Source organism: Providencia rustigianii DSM 4541, from assembly GCF_000156395.1.
GTDB classification, from domain to species: domain Bacteria; phylum Pseudomonadota; class Gammaproteobacteria; order Enterobacterales; family Enterobacteriaceae; genus Providencia; species Providencia rustigianii.
Window position 1 is genome coordinate 12,656 of the sequence record NZ_GG703827.1, and the last position, 626, is coordinate 13,281.

Below are 626 nucleotides of genomic sequence, written 5' to 3' on the forward strand. Positions count from 1 at the left end.
TTTGAGTATTCAGCTTATCTATTTTTTTCATACCCAGCACGGCGATAATTAACGCTATACCAAGTAGGACCACAAAACCAATCACTCTCTTTTTCATATTATGAGTTACCTCCCCAGCGTGCTTTATTTTTACGAACATCAATGTGAGTGAATGTTTTGTAGCGTCCGACACCATATTTACTCGGATATTTTGACTCCAAATAATCAGCGACGGCTTTCGGTGTAACGTCTTTTACTTTGATATCCCCTGCCGTACCTAAAAGATGCTGAGAATGCTCAGCGCCGCCAACGGCTTTATTATGCTTCGCACAACGGCGACCACTGACAACATAAACCGGCTTGTTAAAATGCGCTCTCACATCTTCAAGCACACCAACTAACTCAACATCAACGTCTGATGCGCCACACCCATCTTTACAGGCAAACTCCGTACTATTGAAATACTCACTTAATTTTGTCACTCTTTACCCCTGTATACTTCAACCAGAAAAAATCTAACGCCATGGTTCCCATCGCGCCTGCAACACCCGATGAAATCATGATCATGTATTCTGATGCTCCTGATTCGATAGCACCAAGACCACCAAGAAGCCCAGCAAACCCTGACACAACAACTTGCATTAAGG

General features: G+C 43.1%; 2 protein-coding genes. Both read right to left on the reverse strand.

Annotation, left to right across the window (positions count from 1 at the left end):
• Nucleotides 1-98: 98 nt before the first annotated feature.
• A complete protein-coding gene (locus PROVRUST_RS18575) occupies nucleotides 99-461 on the reverse strand; it encodes a D-Ala-D-Ala carboxypeptidase family metallohydrolase (protein WP_006816462.1) in 363 nt (120 codons plus the stop codon).
• On the reverse strand, nucleotides 445-626 hold a 182-nt coding region (locus PROVRUST_RS18580), incomplete at its 5' end, for a phage holin family protein (protein WP_006816463.1). The genes PROVRUST_RS18575 and PROVRUST_RS18580, both read right to left, overlap by 17 nt.